At 71.5% G+C, this 25,060-nt stretch carries 18 protein-coding genes; 10 read left to right on the top strand and 8 right to left on the bottom strand.

All coding sequences use genetic code 11. From position 1 onward, the window contains the following. Positions 1–11: 11 nt before the first annotated feature. Positions 12–998, top strand: a complete 987-nt coding sequence (locus HH310_RS30445) for a LysR family transcriptional regulator (protein WP_169179140.1) — start codon at positions 12–14, stop codon at positions 996–998. Positions 999–1,040: 42 nt separating this feature from the next. On the opposite strand, the gene HH310_RS30440 is transcribed toward HH310_RS30445, so the two are convergent. Continuing rightward, a complete protein-coding gene (locus tag HH310_RS30440; protein WP_169179139.1) occupies positions 1,041–3,587 on the bottom strand; it encodes an ATP-dependent Clp protease ATP-binding subunit in 2,547 nt (848 codons plus the stop codon). A gap of 129 nt (positions 3,588–3,716) precedes the next feature. Between HH310_RS30440 and HH310_RS30435 the strand changes: the two genes are divergently transcribed. From HH310_RS30435 to HH310_RS30415, 5 genes are all read left to right on the top strand, one after another. After that, positions 3,717–4,097, top strand: a complete 381-nt coding sequence (locus HH310_RS30435) for a hypothetical protein (RefSeq protein ID WP_169179138.1) — start codon at positions 3,717–3,719, stop codon at positions 4,095–4,097. A 1,238-nt stretch (positions 4,098–5,335) separates the two neighbouring features. Further along, positions 5,336–5,596: a hypothetical protein gene (locus tag HH310_RS30430; protein WP_169179186.1), complete on the top strand. Its 261-nt coding sequence runs from the start codon at positions 5,336–5,338 to the stop codon at positions 5,594–5,596. Between the two features lie 4 nt (positions 5,597–5,600). After that, the gene (locus HH310_RS30425; protein ID WP_169179137.1) at positions 5,601–6,488 is read left to right on the top strand and encodes a hypothetical protein; all 888 of its coding nucleotides are present in this window, start codon (positions 5,601–5,603) and stop codon (positions 6,486–6,488) included. Between the two features lie 2 nt (positions 6,489–6,490). Beyond that, positions 6,491–9,118 (top strand): FtsK/SpoIIIE domain-containing protein, encoded by a 2,628-nt coding sequence (locus tag HH310_RS30420; RefSeq protein WP_169179136.1) that lies wholly within the window; start codon positions 6,491–6,493, stop codon positions 9,116–9,118. Beyond that, positions 9,115–9,813 (top strand): hypothetical protein, encoded by a 699-nt coding sequence (locus HH310_RS30415; protein WP_169179135.1) that lies wholly within the window; start codon positions 9,115–9,117, stop codon positions 9,811–9,813. Before HH310_RS30420 ends, HH310_RS30415 begins: the two co-directional genes overlap by 4 nt. On the opposite strand, the gene HH310_RS30410 is transcribed toward HH310_RS30415, so the two are convergent. Together HH310_RS30410 and HH310_RS30405 are read right to left on the bottom strand one after the other, a co-directional pair. Further along, positions 9,810–11,030, bottom strand: coding sequence for a cupin domain-containing protein (locus tag HH310_RS30410; protein WP_169179134.1), 1,221 nt, complete (start codon positions 11,028–11,030; stop codon positions 9,810–9,812). The genes HH310_RS30415 and HH310_RS30410 overlap by 4 nt on opposite strands. Then, a complete protein-coding gene (locus HH310_RS30405; RefSeq protein WP_169179133.1) occupies positions 11,014–11,265 on the bottom strand; it encodes a BatC protein in 252 nt (83 codons plus the stop codon). The genes HH310_RS30410 and HH310_RS30405 overlap by 17 nt, the downstream gene beginning before the upstream one ends. Before the next feature lie 86 nt (positions 11,266–11,351). Here HH310_RS30405 and HH310_RS30400 point away from each other — a divergent pair, with 86 nt between their 5' ends. Together HH310_RS30400 and HH310_RS30395 are read left to right on the top strand one after the other, a co-directional pair. Then, the gene (locus tag HH310_RS30400) at positions 11,352–12,080 is read left to right on the top strand and encodes a DUF72 domain-containing protein (protein ID WP_169179132.1); all 729 of its coding nucleotides are present in this window, start codon (positions 11,352–11,354) and stop codon (positions 12,078–12,080) included. Positions 12,081–12,084: 4 nt separating this feature from the next. After that, positions 12,085–12,873 carry an aminotransferase class IV gene (locus HH310_RS30395; protein ID WP_169179131.1) on the top strand — a complete coding sequence of 263 codons (789 nt, stop codon included), beginning with the start codon at positions 12,085–12,087 and terminating at the stop codon, positions 12,871–12,873. Here the strand turns inward: HH310_RS30395 and HH310_RS30390 are convergent. From HH310_RS30390 to secA2, 5 genes are all read right to left on the bottom strand, one after another. Further along, positions 12,850–13,725 carry a DUF72 domain-containing protein gene (locus HH310_RS30390; protein ID WP_169179130.1) on the bottom strand — a complete coding sequence of 292 codons (876 nt, stop codon included), beginning with the start codon at positions 13,723–13,725 and terminating at the stop codon, positions 12,850–12,852. The genes HH310_RS30395 and HH310_RS30390 overlap by 24 nt on opposite strands. 184 nt (positions 13,726–13,909) lie before the next feature. Further along, positions 13,910–14,326: a TraR/DksA C4-type zinc finger protein gene (locus HH310_RS30385; RefSeq protein ID WP_169179129.1), complete on the bottom strand. Its 417-nt coding sequence runs from the start codon at positions 14,324–14,326 to the stop codon at positions 13,910–13,912. A 168-nt stretch (positions 14,327–14,494) separates the two neighbouring features. Continuing rightward, a complete protein-coding gene (locus HH310_RS30380; protein WP_169179128.1) occupies positions 14,495–15,127 on the bottom strand; it encodes a uridine kinase in 633 nt (210 codons plus the stop codon). 34 nt (positions 15,128–15,161) lie between these two features. Beyond that, complete coding sequence (locus HH310_RS30375; protein ID WP_169179127.1) at positions 15,162–15,713, bottom strand: winged helix-turn-helix domain-containing protein; 552 nt, start codon at positions 15,711–15,713, stop codon at positions 15,162–15,164. 479 nt (positions 15,714–16,192) lie between these two features. Beyond that, on the bottom strand, positions 16,193–18,484 hold the full coding sequence (gene secA2, locus HH310_RS30370) for an accessory Sec system translocase SecA2 (protein ID WP_169179126.1): 2,292 nt from the start codon (positions 18,482–18,484) through the stop codon (positions 16,193–16,195). A 222-nt stretch (positions 18,485–18,706) separates the two neighbouring features. Here secA2 and HH310_RS30365 point away from each other — a divergent pair, with 222 nt between their 5' ends. Continuing rightward, positions 18,707–19,396 carry an ATP-binding protein gene (locus HH310_RS30365; RefSeq protein ID WP_312034414.1) on the top strand — a complete coding sequence of 230 codons (690 nt, stop codon included), beginning with the start codon at positions 18,707–18,709 and terminating at the stop codon, positions 19,394–19,396. Between the two features lie 4,968 nt (positions 19,397–24,364). Next, positions 24,365–24,886: a hypothetical protein gene (locus HH310_RS30360; RefSeq protein WP_169179124.1), complete on the top strand. Its 522-nt coding sequence runs from the start codon at positions 24,365–24,367 to the stop codon at positions 24,884–24,886. The last annotated feature ends 174 nt before the right edge of the window (positions 24,887–25,060 follow it).

Raw genomic sequence — 25,060 nt, 5'->3', positions numbered from 1 at the left:
ACCGTCACGCTATGAACCTGGAGCTGCGGCATCTCAAGGTGGTCTGCGCCATCGCGGAGACGGGCAGCGTGACCAAGGCGGCCTCACAACTCGGCTTGGCCCAGCCGGCACTCACCGCGCAGCTGCAGCGGATCGAGCGCACCCTCGGCGGGCCGTTGTTCGAGCGGGACCGGCGCGGCGCGCGGCCCACCGCACTCGGCGAGCTGGTGCTGGCCCGGGCCCGGGTGCTGCTGCCCGCGATGAAGGGCCTGCAGGACGAGGCCGCCCGGATGGCCGGCGCGAGCGGGACCGACGCGATGAGCCGGTACCGGATCGGCGCGATCGGCGGCCCGATCCTCGGCGGCATGGTGCACCGGCTCTCGGTCGCTCAGCCGGACGCGCAGATCACCACCCACGCGTCGTACTACGTGGAGGATCTGGCCAACATGGTCCTGGCCGGCAAGCTCGACTACGCGCAGGTGGGCGTCTGCGGCGACGCGATCCCGTCGGCCGACTACGGGCTGGTGTGGCAGACCGTCGCGGTCGACGCGGTGTGCGTGCTGATGCCCGAGGACCATCCGGCCGCCAAGGACGTCGACGTGGACCTCGCCGAGCTGGCCAGCGAGCAATGGGTGGCGGGCACCGGCGACGGCTGCTTCAGCGACTGTTTCGTGGCGGCGTGCGCGCGGGCCGGGTTCACTCCACTGCGGATGCTGGAGAGCGACATCCGCGGCTGTGTCGACATGGTCGAGTCCGGTCTGGCGCTGGGCCTCTGCCAGCCGACGTTCCGGGCGCCGGCCGGGCTGGCTCACCGCCCGTTGCGCGGTGCCCCGCTGCGCTGGCGGTACGTGCTCGGCTGGCACCCCGACTCGGAGGCGGCACGCAGCGCGCCGAAGCTGATGGAGATGGCCCAGGAGGCGTACGTGGAGGTCGTCGCCCGCAATCCGTCCTATCTGGCCTGGCGCGGCAACTACTCCCACCTGGGGATAGTCGACGGGCTGGCGTTGCACGGCCGATGAAAAAGGCCCGGCCTTCCGGCCGGGCCTTCTCCGTTGTCCGGCTCAGGCGTTCGCGTTCGCATTCGCGTTCGCATTCGCCGGAGCGGTCACCTCGAACGTCAGCTTGCCGTCGGCGACGTCCACCCGCACCGTCTGGCCGGACGCCACGTCGGTGTTGAGCAGCATCCGCGACAACCGGTTGTCCAGCTCCCGCTGGATCGTGCGGCGCAACGGCCGGGCGCCGAACTCGGGCTGGAAACCCTTGTCCGCGAGCCAGTCGATCGCGGCGGTGCTGATGTCCAGCGCGACGCCCTGCGCGTGCAGGCGGCGCTTCGTGTCCTCCAGCAGCAGCTCGGTGATCTTCCGGAGCTGGTCGGTCTCGAGCGACCGGAAGATGATGATCTCATCGATCCGGTTCAGGAACTCGGGACGCAACTGGTCCTTCAGCCGCCGGTCCAGCTTCTCGCGCAGACCCTCGTCGGCCGCCGCGTCGTCGCCGGTGCCGAAGCCCACGCTGCGACGCGTACCGCTGATGATGTCCGACCCGATGTTGCTGGTCATGATCAGCACGGTGTTCTTGAAGCTCACCGTCCGGCCCTGGCTGTCGGTCAGGCGCCCGTCGTCCAGCACCTGCAACAGGATGTTGAACACGTCCGGGTGCGCCTTCTCGATCTCGTCCAGCAGCACCACGCTGTACGGGCGGCGCCGCACCGCCTCGGTGAGCTGCCCGGCCTCGTCGTAGCCGACGTATCCGGGCGGGGCACCGACCAGCCGCGACACGGTGTGCCGCTCCTGGAACTCGCTCATGTCCAGCCGGATCATCCGCTCCTGGTCGCCGAACAGCGCGCCGGCCAGCGACCGGGCCAGCTCGGTCTTGCCGACACCGGTCGGCCCGAGGAACAGGAAGCTGCCCACCGGACGGTCCGGGTCACCCAGCCCGGCCCGGGAACGCCGGACCGCCTCGGCGACCGCGACGACCGCGTCGTCCTGGCCGATGACGTGCTCATGCAGGTGAGCTTCGAGGCGCAGCAGGCGGTCCCGCTCCTCCTCGGTGAGCTGCGCGACCGGGATGCCGGTGGCCCGCGAGACCACCTCGGCGATGTCCGCGTCGGTCACCTGCGGAACACCGTCGGGGCTGACCGTGGCCGCCGCCAGCTTCTCCTTGATCGCGTTGATCTCGTCGCGGAGCTGCGAGGCCTTCTCGTAGTTCTCCGCCGACACCGCCTGGTCACGGTCACGGCTGAGCTGCTCGAGACGCCGCTCGTCCTCGCGCGTGTCCGCCGACGGGGTCTTCACCCGCAGCCGCACCCGCGCGCCGGCCTGGTCGATCAGGTCGATCGCCTTGTCCGGCAGGAACCGGTCGGTGATGTAGCGGTCGGACAGCTCCGCCGCGGCGTCCAGCGCCTCGTCGGTGATCCGCACCTGGTGGTGCGCCTCGTAGTTGTCGCGCAGGCCGCGCAGGATCTGCACGGTGTCCTCGACGCTGGGCTCGCCGACCAGCACCGGCTGGAAACGCCGGGCCAGTGCCGCGTCCTTCTCGATGTACTTGCGGTACTCGTCGAGCGTGGTCGCGCCGACCACCCGCAGCTGCCCGCGCGCCAACGCCGGCTTCAACATGTTGCTGGCGTCCATGCCGCCACCGTCCCCGCCGCCGCCACCGGCGCCGACCAGGGTGTGGATCTCGTCGAGGAAGACGATCAGGCCGTCGCCCTCGTTCTGGATCTCGTCGATGACCTTGCGCAGGCGCTCCTCGAAGTCGCCGCGGTAGCGGGTGCCCGCCACCAGGCCGGCCAGGTCGAGCTGGATGACCCGCTTGCCCTCCAGGGTCAGCGGGACGTCGCCGTCCACGATGCGCTGGGCCAGGCCCTCGACGATCGCGGTCTTGCCGACGCCGGCCTCACCGATCAGCACCGGGTTGTTCTTGGTACGCCTCGACAGGATCTCCACGGCCTGCTCGATCTCGTCCGCGCGGCCGATGACCGGGTCGATCTCGCCGCGCCGGGCGAGCTCGGTCAGGTCCACGCCGTACTGCTCGAGGGTGGGGGTGTTGCCGCCTTGATTTCCGCCGCCCCGAGCCGGCTGGGGCTCGCCGGCCTGCTGCTGCAGCGCCTGCGGGTCCAGCTTGCCGGCCAGCAGCCGCCCGGCCGCCGAGTCCGGGTTCAGCCCGAGCGCCATCAGGATGTGCTCCGGGCCGACGTACGACGAGCCCAGCGCCCGGGAGATCTGCAGGCTGTCGAGCAGCGCGCGCTTGGCCGCCGGGGTCAGCGCCACCTGCTGCGGCATCTCCTCGCGTACGCCCGCGGGCCGTCCCAGCGCGCCGAGCAGCGCGTCCGGGTCGGCGCCGGCGCGGCGCACGGTCTGCTTCATCGGCTCCTGCTGCAGGACACCCCACAGGAGGTGGTCGGTGTCCAGGTCAGCGATCGAGCGGTCGGGGTCGGCGAGCTCGGCGGCCCGCCGGGCGGCGGCGGAGAGAACCTCGCGAGCATCGCCGCTCATGTACTTCGTGATGTCGATACGCGCCGGGCGGCGCGGGTCAGCCGCACCGAAGAAGCGCGCGAAGAAGTCGTCCCATTCGCCGGGCCGCCCAGGCCCGATCGGTCCGATGCTCATACGTCTTCTCTCTCTCACTACCTCAGTCATTCGTGCTTCCCAGGGGTCCGCACGCCCCTGACTTAGCGCCCTGCCCCCGGGAATGATTCCCAGTTTCGGCGAGAAGTTGACACGGGTAGGCTCAACTTCATGACCGTACCCCTCGTGATCGTCGACGGGGCCAACGTCGTCGGTTCCGTCCCCGATGGGTGGTGGCGTGACCGTCCGGCCGCGGCGGCCCGGCTACGCGACCGCCTCGCGGCGGTCCTGGCCGAGGGACTCCCCGATCTCCCCGGCCCCGTCGAAGTGGCGCTGGTCGTGGAGGGCAAGGCCCGCGACATCCCCCAGACCAGCAACGGTGTACGCATCGAGCGAGCCCCCGCTTCCGGCGACGACAAGATCACCGATCTCGTACGCGTCGAGGCCCCGGCCCGGCGCACCGTGGTCGTGACGGCGGACCGGGGGTTACGGGCACGGGTCGTCCCGCTGGGCGCGGAGGTGCGCGGCCCGTCCAGCGTCCCCCGGCGTTAGGTTAACGCCGCGCAGACCGCGGCCGGCCCGATCCGGGCGCGCCCGCTCCCCTCACTCTGCTACGGCCCGCCACGTTTCGCAGTGGGCCGCGTCTCTGCGCGGCCTTCTCTGTGGGCACCAGGTGACGGCCGACACTTGGCGTGAACAGACCTGCCGCCGGTCCACAGCCAGGCTCCGGCCAGCGCGAGATCAAGCGTTCGCTCGGTGCCTCTGACCGCGTTCGCCGCGACCGCTGTGGCGCCCGAGCCGGATTTTCGAGACCTTGGAGAGTTATGGCTCGTATGTGGGCGTAACTCTCCAAGGTCTCGAAATCGAACGCCGAATGCTTGGCGCAAAAGCCGTGGAAAGGGGCAAAGTCACCGTCCTTTTCGGATGATCGCTCACGATGTGGTCGCCCTCGACCGAATACTGGAACAGAGATCGCCGCGTGGCCAGCTCGATCGCATGACATTTCCGATTTGTGACGAATGACGACGCGCTCGGAGCGATACGGCACCGTCGGTGCGGGCCACACCGCGGGGCCTCCGGGCCAGTATCGGAGAACGAACGTTCGTTTTGTCGCCCCCGGCGCGGCGGAGGCCGGGCTGTGCTGGTCGCCGCGGTGCCGCTCCGTTCGTTTTGTCGCCCCCGGCGCGGCGAGGGCCGGGCTGCGCTGGTCGCCGCGGCGCCGCTCTCCATGCCGACCTCGTCGTTCTGGACGCCGCCTGAGCATGCATGAACCGAAGCACCGCGAACGAACGTTCGTTTTTCGCCCCCGGCGCGGCGGAGGCCGGGCTGCGCTGGTCGCCGCAGCGCCGCTCTCCATGCCGACCTCGTCGTTCTGGACGCCGCCTGAGCATGCGTGAACCGAAGCACCGCGAACGAACGTTCGTTTTCCGGCAACTGCGGCCGGACCCGGAGCCGGCCGTGCCGGAGCCGGAGTTCCTGATCGACAAGCCGTGGCGCGCAGGCGAACGGAGTGCGGGGAGCCGGGGAGCCACGGCGGCGGAGGGGGCCACGCTGCGCGGCGTACGGGGAGTCATTCATGTTTTGTCATGGTCGGATCTTGGACAGTGGGCGGGCTTGCCAGGGCGCGGGCGGCGATGCTCCGGAGAGGCGGCAAATGGGGTGTGCCCGGACGGCCGGGCAGGAAGGGGGCAGTACGCTGAGGAGGTTCAGAGCCATCGGGTTCCGGACAGCCGATGTCCCGACAACCGGGTACCGCTCGCGTGGGTACCGCACAGCAGGAGGCTGCACGGGTGGCCAGCGTCGCCGAGGTCAAAGCGGCCGTGGATGCCGCGCTCCAGCAGGTCAAGGAGGGGCAGGCGGCGATCCAGGCGGCCCGCGAGAAGATCGGCGAGGCGCAGCAGAGCATGGCCGCGGCCTTCGACGGCAGTGCGCACGACTCGGTGGGCGCCGCGCACGCCTCGCTGACCCAGGCCGACCAGGCCCTGGAGGACTGTCTCGGCGCCACGCATCTGGCCGTCGAGCAGGCGCAGACCTACACGGCGATGCTCTGAGAAGATGTCGCTGATCCAGGAACTCGGCGCCCAGCTTCGCGCTACCTCCGACGAACTGCCCACCGGACTCGTCACGGTCGCGATGGAGAAGCTGCGCAGCGCCACCGAGATCCTCATGTGGGTGCGGGAGGAGTCGATCGACCCGGTCGGCGTCCCGCAGCTGGGCAACGCGACCGAGCACGCCGAGCGGGCCGCCGCCGCGCTGCGCCTGACCCAGGACGCGATCGCCACCTACCTGGCCGCCATCGGCCTGACCGGCGACGCCGCCGCGCCGCCCGATCAGGAGTGGCGCGCCGGCCTCAAGGCCCCAGATCATGAAAAATCCGGACAAAACGGGGGTGCCACCACGCCCGAACAACTGGGCCCCTGGTGGCAGGCCCGCGTCGCGGAACTCACCGGCGAACCCGCTCCCCAAGGCGACGAACGCCGCGACGGCACCGACACGGCCGAGCTCCTGCGGCGCGTGGCCAGCGGCGTACGGGCGGGAGACCGGGCCCGCGTCGGCCGTGACCTGCACGCGGTGAACGCCGCCACCGGCCTGGCGATGTCCGCGGTCACCCCGGCGGTGCTGCACAGACTGGCCGGCGACCTGCTGGGCCACGAGCCCCGCCCGGACGACGTGCCCCGGCTGCGGACCGCCGCCGAGGGCCGGGTGCGCTCGCTGCTGCCGGGCACCTCCCCGGCGGTGCTGGAGACGCTGATCGCCCGCATCTGCCGCGTTCCCACCCGCGGTGGCGACAACCCGAAGCCCGGCCACCCCGCGGACAGCGCGGTCACCGCGGGCGTGCTCACCGGCGTGCTGCTGGCCCGTCTCGGCCGGGACGCCACCGCGCTGGATCCGGACGCCCCGGAACCGTTGCACCGGCCCGACGAAAAAGCCGGCAAAGAATAGACATGGCTGAGTCGACACAGCAGGTGATGGACATCCGGGCCGGGCTCTCGCACGCGCTCGGCGCCGCCACGGACGCCGTCCAGGCGGCCCACGACGCGTACGAGGAAGCCCTGGACCGCCGCCGCCGGATCGTCGAGGCCGCCGTGGCCCGGCGCACCAAGGTCGCCGAGACGCGCGACGGCCGCCTGCGCGACATCGACCAGCGGCATCACGACGACCTGGCCGCGTACGCCGAGGCCGCCGCGCACGCCGCCGACCGCGCGGCTCCGGGCGCGGCCGGCGACCCGTGGGACGACTGGCAGCCGACCCCGCTGGAGGTCGCCGCCGAGCTGCGCGTGGGCCGGCTGCTGCTGCCGCACCCGGAACACGTGCCGGCGCTGGTCCCGCTGCTCGACCAGGGCCACGTCGTGGTGCGTGGCGACCGCCGGGTCGGCGACGACGTGGTCGCCGGTCTGCTGCTGCGCGCGCTCGGCACCGCCGCGCCGGGCCGGGTGCAGCTCATCGGCTACGACCCGGAGCATCTGGGCGGCGGGCTGGCCCGGTTCGCCCCGCTCGCGCCCGCCGGGGTGCTGACCTTCGTCGGGCCGGGCGGGCTGCCCGCTCTGCTCGACGATCTGGTCGCCAACGTGCGGCGCATCAACGAGACCGTGCTGGCCGGCGAGTACACGTCGTTGCGCGAGCTGGCCGCGGCCACGCACCGGCGGCCGGAGCCGTGGCGGGTGGCCGTGCTGCTGGGTGCGGGCGAGCTGAGCCGCCATGAGCAGACGCAGCTGCAGCGGCTGTTGCGCACCGGCGCCGCCTGCGGCGTGCACCTGGTCATCCAGGGCCTGCCGGTGCCGGCCGGCGACGGCATCGAGTTCATCACGGCCGCCGCCGACGATCACGCCCGGATGTCCGGCGCCGGTTCCCTGGCGGTACGCCTCGACCCCGGCCCGCCGCAGCCGGTGGTCGCCGCCGCGTGCCGCCGGATCGCCGAAGCCGTCGCGGCCGGTCCCGCCCCGGTCGCCCTGGACAGCCTGCTTCCGCAGGAGGAATGGCAGGAGAGCGCGGCGACCGGGTTGACCGCCCCGCTCGGCGACAGTCCCCAGGGCGTACCGGTAAATGTGACGTTGAGTGACTATCCGCCGCACGCCTTGATCGCCGGCCCGTCCGGCACCGGCAAGACCAACCTGATCTACGCCTGGATGGGTGCGCTCGCCGCCCGCTACTCCCCCGCCGAGCTGGCCTTCTACCTGCTCGACTTCAAGGAGGGCGTGTCGTTCGCCCGGTTCGCGCCGGGCCGCCGCGATCAGAGCTGGCTGCCGCACGTCCGCCTGGTCGGCCTCAACGTCAACACCGACCGGGAGTTCGGCCTGGCGCTGCTGCGGTTCCTCAGCGACGAGCTGCGCCGCCGTGCGGACGCCGCCAAGCAGTACGAGGTGACCAACCTGGCCGAGCTGCGCGCCGAGAACCCGGAGGGCGCGTGGCCGCGGATCGTCGCGGTGGTCGACGAGTTCCAGGTGCTGCTCTCCGGCCGGGACGCGGTCGCCGCCGAGGCCGTCGACCTGCTGGAAGACCTGGCGCGGCGGGGTCGTTCGCAGGGCATCCATCTGATCCTGGCGAGCCAGGACGTGTCCGGCATCGAGGCGTTGTGGGGCCGGCCCGCGCTGGTCGCGCAGTTCTCGCTGCGGATCGCTCTGCCCCGGGCCCGGCGGGTGCTGGCCGAGACGAACACGGCGGCCGAGTCGCTGCCGCGCTACCACGCGGTGGTGAACGCGGACTCCGGCGCGACCGAGGCGAACCGGATCGTGCGGGTGCCCTCGGCCGGTGACCGGGATTCGTGGAACAAGCTGCAGCACCGGCTGTGGCGGATGCGCCCGGCGGAGCTGGGCCCGCCGCGGCTGTTCGACGGTGACGTGGTGCCGCGGCTGGTGGACAGCCCGGACTTCCGGCGGCTGGCGCCGGCCGAGTCGAATCCGGCGCCGGTGGTGCTGCTCGGCGAGACCATCGACGTCGAGGCCCGATCCGCCCGTACGGTGTTGCGCCGCGCCCCGGGCCGCAACCTGGCCGTGCTCGGCACCCGGGTCGACGACGCCTGCGCCGTGCTGAGCACCGCCGCGTTGTCGCTGGCCGCGCAGTTCCCGCCGGACGGCGCCCGGTTCTCCATCCTGTGCCTGGACGGCGACGCGCTGCCCGGTGCGGAGGCGTTGCGCGACGCGCTGCCGGAGTGCGGCTGGTACCAGTCGGACAACTACGACTGGCTGCTGGAGGATGCCGCGTCCGAGGCGTCCGCGTCCTGGCCGGCGGATCGCCCGCACTTCATCTTCATCTTCGCCGCGGACGCGCTGCCCGGCGGCAAGGACGCGGCCGACGCGCTGCGCACGATCCTGCGGCAGGGCCCGGAGCGGCGCATCCACGTGCTGGGCTGGTGGCGCGGGGCCGCGCTGCTGCGGGACACGCTGGGCGGTCAGGCGTCGCGTACCGATCCGATCGGCGCGTGGGTGGCGCTGGACGTGCACGGCAGCGAGCTCAACCCGTTCTACCCGGGCGCCGGCGCCCCGCCGTGGTATCCGCGGCCGTGGCGCGCGCTGCATTTCGACCGCTCGGTGCATCGTGGCGCTGAGGTGATCATCCCTTATGGACTCTCATGACGCAGATTCAACCGGCCGACTTCGAGACCGCCGACTATCGCACGGTGCTGCGGCGGCTCACCACGCTGGACGACGAGGCCGCGGCGATGCGGGCCGAGGCGGTGCGCTGGCACGACAGCCGGGTCGAGGCGGCGGACGACGCGGTCCGTGACGCCGACCGGCAGGTCGCCGAGGCGCAGCGGGCGATCACGCACGCGCAGCGCGCCGCGGAGCAGGTGGACGCGCGGGCCGCGCAGATCTGGTCGGAATACGTGCACAAGGTCGGCCCGGTCGCCGAGCGGTTCGGCAAGACGCCGCCGCAGCCGGCGATCCCGCATCAGCGTGGCGAGCGCGAGCCGGACGACTACCTCGACGAGGTGGCGGCCAAGGTGGAGTACACGCCGAAGGCCCGGCCGATCAACGTCGGGGTGAAGGGACTGTTCATCCTGTTCGGGGTGGCCGGTGGCCTGGCCGGGGCGGCCGCGAACGAGGCGCTGCGGCAGCTCGGCGGCAGCCGCACCGACACGTGGCAGGACGCGCTGCCGGTGGTGGCGCTGGTGGTGCTGCTCGCCTGTCCGGTGCTGGCGGTGGTGGCGACCAAGCGGGTGGCCGACCATCGCGGCGTCGGCCTGGACGCCGCGACGGTCGCGCTGGTGCTGGTCGCCGGCCTGGTCACGGCCGGCCTGGTGATCGCCGCGCTGCGCACCACCGGCTAGGCCGGCACGACCAGGGATTCGTTGAGCAGGCGGCGGGCCAGCACGAGCCGGTCCGCGCCGGTGTCGAGCGGCAGGTCGCCGACCCGGCACGGTCCGCCGCCGAGGACGGTGCGCAGCGCCGCCGCGCAGGAGACCGGGAAGTTCAGCGTGCGACCGACCAGCCGCAGCACGATCCGGTCGGCGCCGTCCTCGTGCAGCCGCCACCGCAGGCCCGCCCGCACCGCGATCACGTCGTCGGGGCCGAGCCCGGCCGCGAAGTCGAGTTGCGCGAGCGGGTGCAGCGGCGCCGCCCGCGCGGCCGGCCAGTCCCGGGCCAGCAGCCGGTCGGCCACCTCGGTCACCGGCGCGGTGGCGAGCCAGTCGCGCAGCGCCTCGATCGTCTCGGTGAGTTCCGGCTCGATCGCGTCCGGGTCGGAGACGTCCAGCCGGTACGGGAGGGTGGCGCGCAGCCGCTGGTCGCCCATGGCCAGGCCGAGCAGTTCCTGGACCATCGCGTACCGGGTCAGCGACCGGATGCCGACGGTCAGATGCAGGGAACGGGAGCCGAGCGCCTCGGCCGAGTGCAGCCAGCCGCGGGGCAGATACATCGCGTCGCCGGGGGCGAGGACCACGTCCAGGGCCGGCGCACCGGACGCGGTGGCGGCCACCTCCTCCTGCCGGCCGCCCCACGCCTGGTCCTCCAGCGGGTCGCTCAGGACCGGTTCGTGCACCCGCCAGCGCTTGGTGCCGTCGACCTGCAGGACGAAGACGTCGTGGGTGTCGTAGTGGGTGTGGAAGCCCTGGCTGCCCGGTGGGGTCAGATACGCGTTGACCTGCAGCGGGCGCCGCAGTTCCGCGCCGAGCCGACCGGCGAACTCGATCAGCGGCGGCCAGATCCGGTGCAGGCCTTGCAGGACCAGGGTGGCCCCACCGGCGTACAGGCTCATCACTTGATCGTCGATGACCTGGTCGGTGATCTCGGCCCCGGCCCCGCCGCCGCCGGTGAAGCGGGCGGCGGGCAGCACCTTGCCGTTCTGCGCGACCCGCAGGAACGGGGTGCGCAGGCCGCGCCGGCTGAGCAGCTCGTCCACCGCGTCCGGGGACAACAGGCCGGTGAAGCCGTCCGGGCCGGCCAGCTCGCCGGCCCGCGACAGCAGTGGTGCCTTGCCCCAGTACGCCGCCGCGAACTTGTCCTGCTCGGCGGCGACGACCCGGGAAAGCTCAGCGGGCACTGCCATCGGCGCCCCCGTCGTGGCCCTGCGGGTTCGCGCCGCCGTCGGCCGGTCCTTCACCGGCGCCGCCGTCCGCCCCGCCGTCGTGCCCGCCCGGGTTCGCGCCGCCGTCCGCGGGTCCTTCGCCCGCGCCGCCGTCCGCCCCGCCGTCGTGCCCGCCCGGGTTCGCGCCGCCGTCCGCCGGGCCTTCGCCGCCGCGCGATGCCGGGCCACCGGTGATGTCGTCGTCGCTGAGTGACATGGCCGCTCCCTCTCGTTGTCGGTGACGCCCGTCGTACCCGGTCCTGATCACGTCTAACCTCCGGGCGGCGCGGGTATCTCCTGGTCGTGCTCACGATTGGGACGTCCGGCTGGCAGTACCGCGACTGGCGGGGCCCGTTCTACCCGCCCGGCGTGCCGCAACGGCTCTGGCTGGAGGAGTACGCCACGCACTTCGACGCGGTGGAGGTCAACAACGCGTTCTACCGGCTGCCCGAGCGCGCCACGTTCGAGCAGTGGCGGGCGCGGACCCCGGCGGGCTTCCGGTTCGCGGTGAAGATGAGCCGGTATCTCACCCACATCCGGCGGCTGAAGGATCCGGCCGAGCCGGTGGCCCGCTTCCTGGGCCGGGCGGCCGGGCTCGGCGACAAGCTGGGTCCGGTGCTGCTGCAGCTGCCGCCGAATCTGCGCGCTGATCTGGCGGCGCTCGACGAGACCCTCGATCAATTTCCGTCCCCCGTACGCGTCGTGGTCGAACCCCGGCACGACAGCTGGTTCACCGAGGACTGCCGCAAGCTGCTGGAACGGCATCACGCGGCGCTGAGCTGGGCGGACCGTCAGGGTCGCCCGGTCACCCCGTTGTGGACCACGGCCGGGTTCGGCTACCTGCGGATGCACGTGGGCCGCGCGCGGCCGCGTCCCCGGTACGGCCGGGCCGCGTTGCGCAGCTGGGTGGGCCGGCTCGAGGGGCTGGCGGAGGCGTACGTCTTCTTCAACAACGACACCGGTGGCGCGGCGGTGGCCGACGCCCGCGCGATGGCCGCGATCGCCGCCAGGCGTGGCATCCCACTAGGCTGACGCCGTGCGGAATCTGGAGCTCAACGGACGCGCGCCCGATCCGGCCGAGTGCCAGCGGCTCGCCACCGTGAACTACGGGCACTACACGGCGATGCAGGTGCGCGGCGGGGCGGTCCGCGGGCTGGCGCTGCACTTCGCGCGGCTCGCCGACGGGAACGAGGCCTTCTTCGACTGGGCCATGGACATCGACGACGAACACCGCGTACGGGAATTGATCTCGCGGGCTTTGCAGGACGAGACCGAGGCTTCCGTACGCGTGCAGTTCGTCCCCGCGCAGGATCCGCTCGCGCCGCCCGACGTCCTGGTGGCCGTCTCCGATCCGCGGCCGGAGACCGTGCCCGCGCCGGTGCGGTTGCGCACCGACACCTATCAGCGGCCGTGGCCGGCGCACAAGCACGCGGCCACCATGGGCCAGGTCCTGGCCCGGCGCCGGGCGGTGGCGAACGGCTTCGACGACGCGTTGTTCGTCGATCCCGCGAACCGGGTCACCGAGGGCAGCTCGTGGAATCTCGCGCTGTTCGACGGCGAGCAGGTGGTCTGGCCGCAGGCGCCGATGCTCAAGGGCACCACGATGGTGCTGCTGCAGGTGGCGATGACCATGCGGGGCACGCCGTGGACGCTGCGCCCGGTCGACGCGGCCGAGCTGCCGCTGATGGCCGGGGCGGTCACCGCGAACGCGAACTGCCCGGCCCGCCCGGTCGCCGCGGTGGACGGGGTGCCGTTCCCGGCCGACGACAAACTCGCCGGGCTGCTCGGCGACGCCTGGCGCTCAGTCCCCTTCGACGTCCTGTAGGAGGTCGATCAGCGTCGACGCGTTGGTCTGGGCGTAGTCGCGGTAGCAGTTGTTGAAGTAGATCTGGGTGCGGTCGGCCCGCTCGGCGAGCTGCTGAAGTTTCGGCGCCCACTCGTCGAGTTCCGTCGCCGAGTACCGGTAGCCGAACTTCTCGTGGATGTCGGTGCTGGTCCACTTGTCGCTGTGCCCGTGGAAGCGCACCACGGCCAGGTCGGAGGTCGCCTCCACGATCGGCGGCACCGACGACTTGTAACCCTGCGGCATGTCGACGCAGACGAACGGCAGGTGGTGCTCGCGCATGAAGTCCAGCGTCTCGTCTTTGTTGTCGCCGTCGAACCAGGACGCGTTGCGCAGCTCGAAGACCGGCCGCAGCGGCTTGCAGCGGGCCGCGACCTCGACCATGTACTCCTTGTTGGACCGCTTGATGCCGAACCACGGCGGAAACTGGAAGAGCAGGGCGCCGAGCTTCCCGGCCTCGGCGAGCGGATCCAGCGCCGAGAGAAACCGGCTCCAGACCTGCTCGTACGCCTCCGGCGGCAGATCACCCGGGTAGATGTTCTTCTTGTCCGTCTCCGGGCGCAGGTCCTTGTAGAGCGCGGACACCCTGGTCGGGTGGCCGGTCAGCATGCTGAACGCCTTGATGTTGAAGGTGAAGGCGTCCGGGGTGCGCTGCGCCCACAGCCGGGTGGTCTGCTCGGCCGGCGGCCCGTAGTAGGTGGAGTCGACCTCGACCACCGGGAACTGCTTGGCGTAGTAGGCGAGCCGTTTCTCGGGGTTGTCCGCGGACTGCGGATACCAGCCCGACTCGAGAAGCGTCTTGTCCGTCCAGGACGCCGTGCCCACCTCGATCATTGCTCTCCTAAGCACTGAGCTGTCCCGCGTTATCGCGCGTGCGCCGCTGAAAGTTGATGAGTTCGGGCTGCGCTCGACGACGGCTGCGCCGGCGGCGACCGAAGCCCGAACTCATCAACGCGGCAACGCGCGATAACGCCGAATCCGCCGCTGGTCAGGGCGGCGGATCCGGGACGCTGTGGTGCTAACTCGCGCGGCGCTCGCGCGTCTGCTTGCAGTTGACGCAGGTGGTCGCCGAGGGGAACACCTCCAGCCGCTCCACCGGGATCGGGTTGCCGCAACCCTCGCAGTTGCCGTACGTCCCGTTCTCCAGGGCCTGCATGGCGTGCTCCGCCTGGGTGCGCCGGTCGAGCAGCGTGCGGATCAGCGACGTGGCGGCGTCCCGTTCCGCCGTCTTCGATCCGCTGTCGGCCTGGTCGTCGCCCGCGGCGTCACCGATCTCGACGAGCCGCAGCTTCTGGTTCTCGCTGACGGCCACCTCGTACTCGGCGGTCAGATCGTCGTACCGGCCATGCAGGATCGCCCGGATCTGCTCGACCTCTTCCGCCGACCGTCCCTTGGCGGCACCCTTGCCCGTGATTACCGCTCCATTGACGAGCATGTGCTCCCCCTGCCCCTTCCTCTGCCCCTGCGGGTGGTTCCCCCGGGAGCGGCCCTGTCACGCCGTGGAGACCGCTCATACCCACCGCCGGAGGACCCAAACGAGTGCCTCCGCTGAAAAAGTAACCGGAGCATAACTGTCAGTGGCCGACTCCGCTACGGACTCGCGTCACCAACGTTCCGTGACGATCGCGGGATGCCGCAGATCGTCGGTGCGGACCACGAGGTCGGCGAAGGAGGCCGGGGCGACCTCGTCGGCGTACCTCGCGAACGCGGGCAGCGTCCATCGGTCCTGCTCAGGGGTGCGGCGGCGCAGCGCGGCAGCGGAGATTTCGAGATGGACCGTGAAATCGAACACGAGACCGCCGCCGAGCAGCAGCGGGCCGCTCACCACCACCACGGCACCGGGTGGCAGGTCGAGGTACGGCTGGCGGGCCGCGCGATCGGTGCCGGCGTCCCACAGTCTGGTCAGGATGCGTCCGGAACCGGCCGGGCCGGCCGGCTCCAGGACCTCGCGGGCGAGCCCGGACTCGTCGTACCAGCCCAGATAGTAGGAGTCCGGGTTCTCGCGGCCGAACTCCAGGCGCAGCGAGGCCGGGCGCAGGAAGTCCGCGGTGTTCACGCGGGCGACCGGGCGGCCGCCGGCACGCAGCGGGCCGACCAGGGCGTCGGCGAGACGCTCCGGGGCCGCCGCGTCCGGGCCATCGATACCGACCCGGACGCGACTGTCGGAATCCCGACTCAGGATCCGGTCGGTGAGCTCCGTCACGAGGACGTCGGGTGAGACGGGACGTGCTTGCACTCGCCGAAGCGTACCGGCGGGAATTTAGTGCTTTTTACTCGTGCGGCTGGATCACGACCCGTGCGTCGTCGGAGAGCCGGTAGCCCACGCCGTACACCGTGGTGATCACCGGAAGCGTGCCGCCCAGCTTGAGCCGCAGCCGGCGCACGTGCACGTCGACGGTGCGCTCGCCGGTGTGGTCGTAGCCCCAGACGCCGTCCAGCAGCTGCCCCCGGGTGAACACCCGGCGCGGCCGCTCGGCCAGGAACAGCAGCAGGTCGAACTCGAGGCGGGTCAGCGGCAGCGCGTCATTGTCCAGGAACACCTGACGCGACGAGGTGAGAATGCGGACCTCCGGACCGGCCGGAAGATCCTCGCGGACCGGCAACGATGCCGGCTGCTCGACGATGACGGCACCCTGGCTGATCTCCGCCAGCTCACGCACCGCCTCGATCAGCCGATGCGCCTGCGGAGCGAGCGCGTCGGTGGTCAACGGGATGTTGAGCGTGACGGTCAGAGCGGGTTCGGCCGGGCGGCGCGGTGCGGTACCGCGTCCCGGCCCGGTGGTGTGACGGTTCGTTCGTGGCGACAGTGCGCTGACCGGCATTGAGAGAGCCCCCCAGTTGAAACTCAGGCAACCGAATATGCCCGATCACCCTCTGTTAATCGCTGTAGATATTTCCGCCGACGTGGTAGCCCGGTCAAGGCGCGACCACACTTCGGAAATATCTTCCGCGTCAGCTTTGACTCGCGGAAATGCAATCTGAGAACGGATTCTGTCAGCTTGTTTAAGCATTGCCCAACCGACACATGATGCCGTTCCGGGCCGCGACAGAAGCTCACCATGCCTGCTCAACGCTCGTTAACACCGCGTTCTACCAGGACAGACGGGCTGATACGGACGTGCTTGAGCCTATAGCACGGATGGATCCGCGACGATACTGAGAGCAGGGCGAGGTGACACACTTCTCAGACTCAGGGCGTACACAATCCCGAAAAAACCTTCAGCCGTCAACGAAGGGCCGAAAGATCATGTGGCGCGCGCCAAAATTGTGAGACGCGCGCCACGAAAAATGCGTTGGCCCCTCACTCACCGCGGCCGGTGAGCCGGCGGCCGACGCTGGCGATGAGCCGGTCCAGCTCGGAACCGAACGGGTTGTCGTGCACCAGGTACGTCCAGGTGGCGCTGGGCCGGACGATGTCGGCGTTCTCCGGCTGCCAGCCGTCGGAGAGATCCGTCTCCTCGAACGTCGCGATGGTGCGTGACTCGATCTCCAGCAGCAGCTTCTGGAAGGCCGGCACGGCGGCCCGGTGGAACTCGTCCAGCGGGTCCAGCTTGCCCAGCGCGCGCAGGTGCACGCCCTCGCGCACCTCGTTGAGCTCGGCCAGGTGCTCGGCCCAGAGCCGGTCCAGGTGGAACAGCGCGATCGCGCGGGCGGCCTCGGAGAGCACGTCCTCGTCGGTCTCCTTGGCCTTCTCGCTCGACCGCTCGAGCAGCATGATCGCGGCGATCTCGGAGGTGAGCAGCCGCTCCCGGCGCTCGGCCAGGGCGACCCGCTGCTGCTCGATGACCACGCTGTAGCGCCAGGTGTTGCGGTGGATCTCGTGGTTCACGCCCTCGGCGACCCGCTGGGCGTGCTCGACCGCGTACTCCACCTGGTCGTCGTGCACCACGCCGTCCATGTCCATCCGCGGCGAGGCCGGCAGCGCGTCGCCGGCGTGCCGGGTGACCAGCTCGTCCTCGAGGCTCACGAAGAACACCGAGCCACCGGGGTCACCCTGGCGGCCGGCGCGGCCCCGCAGCTGGTCGTCGACGCGGCGGCTGTCGTGCCGTCCGGAGCCGATCACGAACAGGCCGCCCAGCTCGACGACCTCGTCCCGGTCGGCCTCGTCGCTGCCGCCCAGCCGGATGTCGACACCACGGCCGGCCATCTGGGTGGAGACGGTGACCGCGCCCTTCGCGCCCGCCTCCGCGATGATCGACGCTTCCTCGGCGTCGTTCTTCGCGTTCAGCACGTGCGACGGCACACCGGCCGCGGCCAGCTGCTTGGCGAGCAGCTCGGACGCCTTCACGTCGAGGGTGCCGATCAGCACCGGCCGGCCCTTCTCGTGCGCCAGCTTGATCTCCTCGACCAGGGCCTCGTCGCGCATGTCGTGCGCCGAGTAGATCCGGTCCGGCTCGTCCTCGCGGACGTTCGGCGTGTTCGGCGGGATCACCGCGACCTCGAGCTTGAAATACTCGCGGAGCTGCTCACCGACGTGCACCGCGGTCGCCGTCATGCCGCACACATGCTGATAGAGCGCGATGTACGCCTGCACGGTGATCGTGTCGAGGACCTCGCCCTCGGCCGTCGCGCTCAGCCCCTCCTTCGCCTCGACCGCCGCCTGCAGACCGTCCGGCCAGCGGCGGCGCTGGGCGACCCGGCCGCGCATCTCGTCGACCAGCTCGACCGTGCCGTTGCGCACGATGTAGTCGACGTCGCGGTCCAGCAGCGTCTGGGCGTGCAGCGCCACGTTGATCGCGGAGAGGTGGGCGACCTGATCGTCCGCGTACAGGTCGATGCCGCCGAGTTTCTCCTCGACCTTCTTCAGGCCGTTGTCGGTGAGCGCGACGCTGCGGCCGTCGTCGGCGACCTCGTAGTCCTTGGCGGTGAGCTCGCGGACGAGGTCGGCGGCCTCGTGCACCGGGTCGCTCTCGGTGGCGACGCTGCCGGCCAGCACCATCGGCACCCGGGCCTCGTCGATGAGGATCGAGTCGGCCTCGTCGACGATCGCGGTGGCCAGCTCGCGCTGCACCCGCTCCTCGACGTCGGTGACCAGCTGGTCGCGCAGGTAGTCGAAGCCGCCCTCGCTCACCGAGACGTAGGTCACGTCCTTGAGGTACGCCTCGCGGCGCTCGTCGTGCGTGGACGCCTCGGTCACCCAGCCCACGGTCAGGCCGAGCAGGGTGTAGACCGGCTCCATCCACTCCGCGTCGCGCCGGGCCAGATAGTCGTTGACGGTCAGCACGTGCACCGGCCCGTGCCCCATCCGGACATGCCCGTACGCGGCGACGGCGGCGGTGAGCGTCTTGCCCTCACCGGTGGCCATCTCGGCGACCTCGTCGGAGAGCAGCGCCATGACACCGAGCAGCTGCACGTCGTACGGCCGCTGCTCGATCGCCCGCCGGGCGGCCTCCCGGCCGACCGCGCAGATCTCCACGAACTCGGTCGCGTCCTGAGCCGCCGCGGTCAGAGCCCCGTCGTCCAGTTCCTGAAGCGACTCCTCACGGGCTTCGATGGCGTCGAGGCGCTTACGGAAGGGGCCGAGGTCCACCGTCGTGCCCGGACGCTGGAGAAACTTGCGGAACCGGCCTTTGAGCCGCGTAGACACACCCATGGCGGGCAACGCTACTTCATTTTGCTGAGCGGTAGGTCACGACACCGGCCTCCGAGGCACCTGAGAAAGATCGCCGCCGGCGGGCGTGGTTTGTCGAGGCCCGCGGGCGGGCGTGGTTTGTCGAGGCCCGCGGGCGGGCACCATCAGCGGGTTGACGCCGTTCCGATGGTGGGGGGCGAGGTGCCGAGTCAGTTGGTGTGCCGCCCGGAGCAGGATCTCCCGGTGGCGGTGCTTCGCGTCAGCGGCACGCTCGACCTGGTCACCGGCGACGCCCTGCAGCTGGCCGTCCGGCGCAGCCTGGCCGTCCAGCCCACCCACCTGCTGCTGGACGTCGCGGACCTGCGCGTCGGCGACCCACTCGCGTTGGCGGCGCTGGGCACGGTGATCTGCGAAACCGCGGAGTGGCCGAGCATCCCGATCGTGCTCTGCGGTTGCGACCCCCGCACCTACGCGATGATCTCGGCGTACCCCGACTGCGCCGGCCTGCGCTACGCCCCTTCGTGCGCGGCCGCGCTGGCCGAGGCGGGCACGGCACCAACGCCACCGAAGATCCGCGTACGCCTGCGCCCCGTCCCCGACGCCTGCCGCCAGGTCCGCCAGCTGGTGAGCCAGGCCTGCACCGCGTGGCACCGCGCCGAGCTGACCGCCACCGCCTCCTTGATCGCCACCGAGCTGGTCGCCAACGTGGTCCGCCACGCCCACACGACGATGGAGTTCACGCTGGGCTTACAGGGCGGCCGCCTGAGCATGACAGTGCGCGACGGCAGCCGCCGCCTCCCCAGGCCGGTCGACACGACCCCGTCCGACGCGGGCGGGCGCGGCTTACAGCTTGTGCGCGACTTGACGGAGGCGTGGGGCGTCCTCCCGGTCCCCGACGGCAAGGTCGTCTGGACCCGCCTGACCTCGGCCTGACTGAGCCCCGGCCCTTAACCTCAGCCTGACTCCCGGCCCTCTGCCGCCCCTTAACCTCAGCCTGACTCCCGGCCCTGTGCCGCCCACACCGTCCCCGCCCACGCAACAACTCGCGCGCCAGACCGTCTGCCTCCACCTCTCGCTCGCCCTAACCGGCACGCAGATAGTGGTGGTCCGATGTCGTCGCGGTCGCGCGGCGATCCGCTCGCGGCCCGGAAGGCTCCCGATGCGGAACTGTTCAGCTGGTTCTCGCGCCGCTCACCCTCCGATGCGTTGGCCTTCCGTGGCGGACCTGAGGGCCGTCGCCGTGGGGAGCTGGGGCGTTCCGGCCGTGGCGGGTCCCCACACCCGCTGTGGGTCGCCGCGGTGTGGGGAACCACAGCCTCCCCGCCGTCGCGACTCCCCACACGTGGGTGAGGGTGGCCGCGGTGTGGGCAGCCACAGCCTCCCCCGCGTCGCTACTGCCCACACCCGGGTGAGGCGCCGACTGTGGGAACTGGGACCTGCCCGGGCCTGGCGGCGTCGCCTCGCACGGGGATTCCCGGCCGACGGAACCAGCTGAACAGTTACGCGATGCGGGACGCGGCGCCCACATCGTGCACTTTCGTGAACCTTGGAGAGTTGCGCCCACATACCGACCACAACTCTCCAAGGTTCACATTCGGTCGGAAATATCAGCCGCGCAAAAGTAGCGTTAGGTGACAAATCCACCCTCCATCGTGGATGAGAATCTCGCATCGCGGACGCTGGGTCCACCATGTGGTCGCCGGTCTCAGCAGGCGGCCGCCCGTCCCACGGAGTGGGAGCGCCGCACCCAGCCCAGCTGGCTCTAAGCCCAGCAGGCCCGGCGGATCACCGGAAATACCGGATATGCGAGGAATGGCCAAGCCGCCTACCGCCGGTGCGGGCCGCATGGGCTGGCGTTCCCCGCCGACCGCCCGGCCGCTGGCACCTGTCCATCACCTGAGCGCCTGGGACTTGCGGTCCAGGGCGCGACACCGCCGACGCTTCATGACGCATCCGCCCCTGGCGTTGCCTTTGCACCAATCAAGCCCGGCCCGGACGGCAGCCTGGATCAAGCCCGGCCGGACGGCAGCACGGATCAAGCCTTGTCGGCGGGTGGTGCTTCGGGGTCGTCGCTACCCGGCATCGGGCGGTTCAGTTGGCCCATCTGAGGTGGCTCCAGCCGTGGCCGGTTTCGGCGGCCTCCCGGAGCTGTCGCGTCGGAGGGAGCACCAGCCTGGCCGGCACCGCCTGCTGCGTCCGGTCCCGGTGACTGTTGATCCTTCGGGGAGGCCGCTTCGCCGCGAGCCGGCCTCCCGGTCGGGTGGATCGTGCGGGGCGCGGTGGTGCTGCTGGACTGATCCGGCGCGGCCGGCTGGCCCGCGCCGGGCGGCGGCGAGCCGGGGCGGGCCGCGAGACTTGGATGGGCGGCGGACGGATGGCCGGGCGGGTTCGCGGCGGCGGGTGGGCGGTTCGGCTGACCCGAAGGTGGGGGCTCGAGACGCGGGCGGTTGCTCCGGCCTACCGGTTGAGGGCCTTGACCGCCGGTGGCCGCCGCATGATCAGCGTCGGCGGAGCCCGCGAACCGCGCGGGACCATTGCCCAATCCGGACGGTGGTCCCGACGGCGTCGTCGAATGAGGCGCTCCGGTCTGGGCCGCACCGGCCGGGTCCGGGCGGCCGAGACCTGACGGCTCGACGCCGGACGGCCCGAAGGGTCCCGACGGTCCGGAGGATCCCGACGATCCGGACGGTCCGGAGGATCCCAACGGTCCGGACGGTCCGGACGGTCCGGAGGATCCCGACGGCTCCGACGGTCCCGGCAGACCGGCAAACCCGGACGGGCCGGAGCCCCGGGTGTGGGCATTACCCGGAAGCCCGGACGGCTCGCTACCGGCCATGCCGCCCGCGACGGGAAGCCCCGACGTGGCGTCGCCTGAGGGATAGGCCGGGCCGGTGGACTCGGCTGAACCCGCGGCGGCCGGGCGTGCTAAACCTGCCCCTGCGGTCTCGACGAAGTTGGAGGGGCTCCCAAGAGCCGTGCCCGGCTTGGCCTGGCCGAGGTCGAATCCACTCAGGCCGGACCGTTGCTCGTCGCTGGGTGCGTCCACATTCAACCATTCGGAACGACCGGGCCCGAGGTCGGACTGGCCGGGGCGCGCGGGCAGGCTCGGATCGCTCGGCATGGCCGGGCTCGTCTGCGGCACACCGGACAGCTGCGTCGGCGGGGGCGCGGACTGCCCTGATCCAACGGGTTGGCCAGAACCGGACGCAACGCCCGCCTGCGGCGCGGATCCCGGAAGCGGCACAGACCCCGGATGCGCGACACCTCCCGCTTGCGGCGCAGAACCCGGCTGCGAGGCGCCTCCCGGATGCAGCGCGGAACCCGGCTGCGAAGCACCTCCCGGATGCAGCGCGGAACCCGGCTGCGGGACGGGTCCCGGATGCGGAACGGCACCCGCTTGCGGCCCGGCTCCCGACAGCGCCGATCCGGGATGCGGAAGTGCACCCGGATGAGGCGCGGACGCCGGCTGCGGGGTGGATCGCGGGGGCAGGAGACCGGAAGGATGGCCAGGGCCCTGCGGGACGGGGCCCGGGGCTTGGGACGGAGCGGCTAACGGGCTCGGCTGGCCGGGGGCGGAAAAGCCTGGCGTCCCCGGAGTGGCTGGTGGCTGCGCGGATCCGGCGGCATGCGGCAGGGGGAAGCTGCCGCCGGCGTCGCTGGCGGGTGCGGGGCGAGCCGACGGCTTGAACCGTGGGGCGTCCAGCGGCCGGTCTTGCAAGTAGGTCACGGGTGGCTTGCTGAGCAGTTCTTCGTCTGACGGGATGTGGCTTTGGAACTGCGGAGGAGGCGATGCAGGATCGGCTGGTGACAAAGGTGCGGGGGCTTGGGTCGCCGCGGACAGGCCCTCGGGTGCCGAACCGGGTTGGACAGTGGGCGAGTCTGCGCCCGGCCGGGCGACCACGGGTGGGGCATCGGCAAACCCCGGAGCTTCGCCATGTTGCGGAGCCAGGCCAGACCCCGAGACGGAAGGCTGCGCCGTGGACTCGACCGGCCCGGCGCCGGCCGGTGCCGGTCCCTCGATGCCGGAGCCCAGCGCCACCTGCGGCGGCCCGCCAAACCCGGAAGGCGGCTCAGCGGACGCGGGCCGCGGCTCGCCGAATCCAGGAGTCGCCTCGGCCGGCCCGGGCTGCGGCCCGCCAAGCCCCGAAGACGGCTCAACCCCCACGGGCTGCGGCCCGCCGAACCCCGAAGACGGCTCAGCCCCCGGCCCGCCGAACCCCGAAGACGGCTCAACCCCCACGGGCTGCGGCCCGCCGAACCCGAAAGACGGCTCCGCGGACACGGGCCGTGGTCCGGCGAGACCGGAAGGCGGCTCAGCCGAAGCGGGCTGGGACCCGGCGGGCGACACCGGCTGCGGGGCCGACGGACCGGATGCCGGGTCGGCCGGCCTGGACTGCGGTGCGGCAAGGCCAGAAAACGGGTCGGCCGGGTCGGGCTGAGAGCCGGCGAGACCCGAGGGCGGCTCAGTCGGCGGGAGCAGAGACCCCGCGAGACCGATAGGCACCTCGGCCGAAGGCGGCTGCGACCCGGTCGGACCAGAAAGCAGCTCGGCCGAAGGCGACTGCGACCCGGTCGGACCGCCTGGCAGGTCAGCCGACGCGGGAGGACTCCCGGCGGGGCCAGAAAACGGCTCGGCCGACGCGGGCTCGCCGAGGGCTGGCGGGGGCTGGGTGGCGGCAAGGCCGGAAGGCGCGGCGTCTGGCTGCGGGGCCGCGTGGGCGAGGCGGGATGCCATTTCCGACGGCGGGACGGCGGGCGGCTCCAGCCCACCGGGTCGTGCGGACGGCTCCAGCCCACCGGGTCGTGCGGACGGCTCCAGCCCACCGGGTCGTGCGGACGGCTCCAGCCCGCCAGGTCGTGCGGACGGCTCCAGCCCGCCAGGTCGTGCGGACGGCTCCAGCCCACCGGGTCGTGCGGACGGCTCCAGCCCGCCGGGTCCGGCTGACGGCTCCGCGGGGATCCGGCCACCCAGCGCGGACAAGTCGGATCGCTTGCCGAAATCCGATAAATCCGATTCTTCAGGGAGAGGGGCGCGCGCTGAGGAACGGGGCAGATCCAGTGCGGCCGGCTGATCCGGTCGCGACGCCTCGGGGCCGAGCAGCGGAGACGCGCTCAGCGAGGAGGGCGGCTCACCGGTGCGCGACCGAGAGGCGGAAGTCGATTCGGGGCCGGGCAACGCGGACCGCTCGGGACCCGCCGACGAAGTCACGTCACGGCTCAGCGACCGATTCGGCTCAAGGCTGGGCGCAGACGGTTCGGCGCCGGGCAGCGCAGTCCGCTCAGGCCCCGCCGACGAGGACGCATGAAGGTCAGGCGACCGGGACGGCTCAAAGTCGAGCGCAGACGGTTCAAGGCTGAGAGACGCAGACGACTCGGGCCGGACCGACCGCGACGATTCAAGGCCGGGCAACGGCGACGACTCCGGGCCGCCCAACGGCGACGACTCCGGCCCGCGCCCCCCTCGCGCCGCCGACACCAGCCCCGACAACTCCGCCAGCCCCGCCGCCGAAACCACCTCCGCGGCCGACAACCCCGCAGGGCACGGCAACAGCGCCCCGCAGGCCGGGCACGGCGTCCCGTCGACGCCGCTGTGTGCCGAGAGCACCTCGCCGGCCGTACGAGCCAGCAAGCTCTCCGGCTTCACGAAAGCAGCACCCATGGTTCTTCCCCCCGTCGGGGCCGCGCGCCATAACACGGTCCGAGCTCAAGTTCACCGCCCCACGCGGGCGATTCGCGCGATTTTCGCCATATCGGTGACGGGGTGGCTGGTGTGAACCCGAAAAACGGCGCGGACCTGCGGAAACGGCCCCATGAGCGACAACGAGGAGTAAGTATTCACTCGCGGTACACGGAGAGTGACATTCCGTACGATAAGCAATACCCCCAGGAGGTGATCCCCGTATGGACGACGTCGAGCTGTACCGCGAGCGAATCCTCCGGCACGCCGGGCCCGTCATCACCGGTCGTTTTGCCGGCTTCCAAACCTCGTACACCAGGGAAATCAGTCTGCGTAAACCGGTGCTGCTCCTGGTCTTCCTCACCGCGGGCATCGCCCAGATGATCGGCTCGCTGCTGCGGATGAAGCCGGCGCGCCGCACCTTCAAGGAGCTCAAGAAGGGCCCGGAGTTCCTGGTGACTCCCCTTCGCGTACGGGATGAGCTCGGTCAGGTCTATGAGGTGGAGATGCACGGGCACCTGCCGCAGTCCGCGATCCACCGTGGCGACCTGGTCCAGCTGCGGGTCAAACCCCAACGAGATCCAGTGCTTCCGGTACGCCTGGAGCAGGTCATCAACCTCACCACGATGCAGCCGCTCACGCCCCGGATCCCGACGATGTGGTCGCACATGGGTCCGGCTCTGCTGATTCAGGCGACCATCGGCGTCCTGGTCGCGGCCCTGCTGATCGCCTTCGCGATGCGGTAGCGGACCCACAGTGGACCTGGTCCGCCGCACGCCTGGCGCCGATCGGATCGGTATAGCAAGGTTGAGATGGCCGACGAAGGTGGTGTGCGGTGGGCGAGGAAGTCGAGCAGACCAAGTTCACCCGAGAGGATCGGGCGCGCTACAGACACAAGATCCGGCGCAGTCTGGACGTTT

Origin of the sequence: Actinoplanes sp. TBRC 11911 (assembly GCF_012933445.1) — a bacterium.
In the GTDB taxonomy this organism is placed as follows: domain Bacteria; phylum Actinomycetota; class Actinomycetes; order Mycobacteriales; family Micromonosporaceae; genus Actinoplanes.
This window is presented reverse-complemented; position numbering and strand designations above follow the sequence as displayed.